This is a genomic window from Pedobacter sp. 01T416_2, from assembly GCF_056398925.1.
In genome coordinates this window covers 1-3,838 of record NZ_JBFTQI010000586.1, presented here as the reverse complement: position 1 = coordinate 3,838, position 3,838 = coordinate 1, and the positions used below count along the sequence as shown (strand labels likewise).

Annotated in this window: 3 protein-coding genes; all 3 read right to left on the bottom strand. The window is 40.3% G+C overall.

The window, feature by feature from the left end; translation table 11 throughout:
• On the bottom strand, positions 1 to 1,344 hold a 1,344-nt coding region (locus AC1DPQ_RS20765; RefSeq protein ID WP_477610739.1), incomplete at its 3' end, for a sialate O-acetylesterase.
• A gap of 117 nt (positions 1,345 to 1,461) precedes the next feature.
• Positions 1,462 to 3,525: an aceric acid hydrolase gene (locus AC1DPQ_RS20760; protein ID WP_477582905.1), complete on the bottom strand. Its 2,064-nt coding sequence runs from the start codon at positions 3,523 to 3,525 to the stop codon at positions 1,462 to 1,464.
• Between the two features lie 45 nt (positions 3,526 to 3,570).
• Positions 3,571 to 3,838 (bottom strand): hypothetical protein (locus AC1DPQ_RS20755; RefSeq protein ID WP_477582903.1); only part of this gene is annotated, 268 nt, incomplete at its 5' end.

Sequence of the window (3,838 nt, the reverse complement as noted above, 5' to 3'; positions counted from 1 at the left end):
GGCATAGCGAACAGCCACGGGTACTTTAACCTGCGCTGCTGAAACAGTGATGCTACTTCCGGTTATGGTTGCTTTTGCAGGGTAAAATATATGGTCTGCCCCCGCTACTTCAAATAAGGCCAAATCTTTGCCAAATGAAGTTAAGCCATTTGTTACATTTTGAAACTTGATCACGGCTTTATTTTTATCAATGTTCAAAGATTCATAGTTCGGGCTTAATGCACCAAAACCTTTTATACCATAAGTTTGAGATAAGGCCAGGTAAGCCAAACGGGTTCCGCCCTGTTTTTTGTTTGCGGGATGGATTGATTTTTCCTCGCCGATATCCATTAAAACTGCCATCCCCGAATTTTGAATTTTAGTTAGGGATTTACGTTGTGCATCCCGTAAAAAGGCCGAGTTAAATTTTCCACCAACATGGTAAGGCGGCAATTGGGCATAGTTGTAGGGCGCGATTTGCGCATAATAGAAGGGAAAATCGCCATTATCCCAATTTTTTCTCCAGGAAGAAACCATCGCAGGGAACAAATCTTCGTAGCGGTCTGGACGTTCATAATTCGATTCGCCCTGATACCAAATGGCACCTTTTATGCCATAACCGATTACAGGATAAAGCATGCCATTGTATAAGGTTGTGGGCGTTCTGCTTACTTCTTTTATACTGTCGGTTTTTGAGGGGATTTTAACCTCAGGGAATGCTTTTAAATCCTCAGGCGACATCCAGGCCTCAATTGTAGAACCACCATAACTATCGTTGATGATCCCGATAGGAACATTTAACATCTCGCTTAATAAGGAACCAAAGTAATAAGCGGTTGCGCTAAAATTGGCAACGGTTTCTGGGGCAGCTAATTTCCATTGCGAAGCTTTGCTGTTTTCTTGTCGTTCGGTGATGGAAGAACGCGGAACAGTATAAAGCCTGATGTTTTTATTGGTAGATTTTAGAATGGCCTCATTTGAACCAATTATCGGCTGACTTTTAAAACCTTTCATGGGCATTTCCATGTTTGATTGGCCACCACAGAACCAAACTTCACCAATTAAAATATCCGTCAGGACAAGTTTTTCACCATCATTTAATTCAATATTATATGGGCCTCCGGCCGATGGAGTAGCAATTTTTATTTTCCATTTACCGGCCTGATCAGTAATAACAGTGTAGTGCTGTTTGTTCCAGGAGGTATTGATTTTCACCTTGGTAGCAGCTTTGGCCCAGCCCCATATGGCAACATTGCTTTGTTGTTGTAACACCATATGATCAGTAAAAATCGACGCAGGCTTTACCATGGCTGATGCGATGAGGCAACATGCGAAGTTTAGGAATATGAAGAGTTTTAGTTTCATTTTTGTTTTTTATTTTTTTAGTCGGTCGTCACCCTGAATTTATTTCAGGGTCTTAATTGTGATGCTGCTTAGCATTAAAGATGCTGAAACAAGTTCAGCATGACGCGCCCTATTACATCATCTACTCACCGGCAGCCACACCGACATTTCTGAATGCCCTCTGTTTCCCCAGGCAAAGTATGGCACCAGTTTAATTTCTGTTATTGTATTTTTATCTTCAATCGGCCTGTACAACACATTTTTCCAGTCGTTTGTCGCTACCATTTTTGCATTTCCTACTAAACTCATCATTGCAGCTCCATCTATATTAATGGGTTTGACCTCAAATTTGGTTGAAGCTGGGATGAAAGCATTAAAAATACTTTTACCAGGTAAATCTGTCGATTCGAGGCAGTAAACAATTGGTCCGCGTTTTACCGCTACCTGATTCCTGTTTTCTTCGACCAAAGGATTGGCTTCAATCAAAGTGGCATCCATAGGGAGATTTAATTCTATTACATCACCTTTTTTCCAAACGCGGCTTATTTCTGCATAAGTCCCGGAAACGGCTTTAAGATTTTCAGTTTTTCCATTGATTGTGATCTGTGCATCATGTGTCCACGACGGGATTCTCAAAAATAACGAATAAGCTTTATTCCCTATTTCTTTAATGCTGATTTTGATCTTCCCATCCCAGGGATAATTGGTTTCTTGCGACAAAGAAATTTTCTGACCATTGGTTAATGTAGTATTTAAGTTATTGCCACCATATAAATTGAACCACAATCCTTTATCTGAAGTACTGTAGGCATAATCACTAACTTCTGCGATCGTTCTGACTATGTTTGGTGGGCAGCAATTGGATAACGCGATATAAGGCACCCTATCTTTCGACCAGCGTTGTTTAAAAGGTAAATCGTCTGATTGCGCCAAAGGATTGGTGTATAAGAAGTTTTTTCCATCCAAACTGATTCCAGATAAAACGCTGTTGTGCAAAGCGAGTTCCATTACATCAGCATATTTGGCATCGCCTGTAATCTGCAACATGCGCCAGTTCCAGAGTACGTTACCAATGTTGGCGCAGGTTTCGTTATGTGCGGTAAAATTTGGCAATTGAAAATCACGACCGAAAGCCTGGTGAATTTTCTGCACATCGGCCGGATTATAGGATGTGCCATCGGGCGAAGTCCCATCGTAAAGCGAGCCACAGCCACCCGTGATGTACATTTTGTGCTGATTGACATCATCCCACATTAAATTCAATGTTTTTAAAAGAGAATCTTTACCCGTTTCGGCATATAAATCTGCTACACCCGCATAAAGGTAGTTGGCACGTACGGCATGGCCCATGGCTTTGGTTTGTTGTAGAAAAGGGATCCGATCCTGGTTATCATCGGTACCATCATTAATTTTACCTTTTATGGCAATTAAATGCTGGGCCAGTTCTAAATACCGGGGATCTTTCGTGGTGCGGTACATTTCTATCACGCCCATGTAATGCGATGGACAAATGGCGTTTCGTACCAATGTCGGTGAAGCAGATTTATAGAAATTATACAGATAATCTGTCGCTTTTTTAGCAATGTTGAGCAAAGTAGTTTTTCCGGTTGCACGATAATGGATGCAGCCAGCTGTCATTAAATGGCCTATATTGTACGATTCGAAGCTCAACCTATCCTGAAACTGGTTTTTAGACCCTGTTTTGCGCTGCTCAATCATTGCTTTGGTATAGATGTAACCATCGTCGCGTTGTGATTTACCGATTACCACAATGGCTTTATCCATCATTTCGTTCAGTTTTGGGTTTTTGGTTGAAGTGTATAAAACAGCTACAGCCTCCAAGGTTTTGTAATAATCGCCATCATGGAAAGATGGACCAGCATGTGAGCCGGTATCTAAACCTGCTGCAATTTTGAAATTTTCAAAAGCGTGACTGATCTTTGGATCGTTATAAATGGCCCACATATTGGGTACCATGGTTTCGGTGGCTACTTTAAACCGATCGGCCCAAAATCCTTTTGTCCAGGTTACATCAGTCATATTGATGCTGTGCAATTTCGCGTAAGGCGAATTTGACGTATTTACCAAAGCTTTGTCTTGTGCTTTAGCGCTTAACGTTAGAAAAAGCGTTACGCAAATAATTACCTGAAGTCGTAGAGTCTGCARGGCAAAATTTTTGGTTATATGGAGTAGCTTTTTCATTATTTTTTAGTTTTTAAACTGCAAATGCTTCTTGTTTTGGTGTTATTAATCTAATTTATTGCCAAAAGTCCTTAGATTCTGAAGCGTAGGTAATGGCCTGATCATTATTTTCTTTGTATTTTTCTTTAAGATTTTTTCGGAACCCAATAATGTTGTAGTTTCCGTTCTCACTCCTGTTAAAAGATTAAATACAGTCTCGGTTGTCGAATTTTTCCCATCATAAACGACACTAGAGACTTTAATCAACTGAAAAACTCCATTTTTGTAGATGAATTTATACTCAAAGCGAACATCATTTTTTTCAGTGTTCATT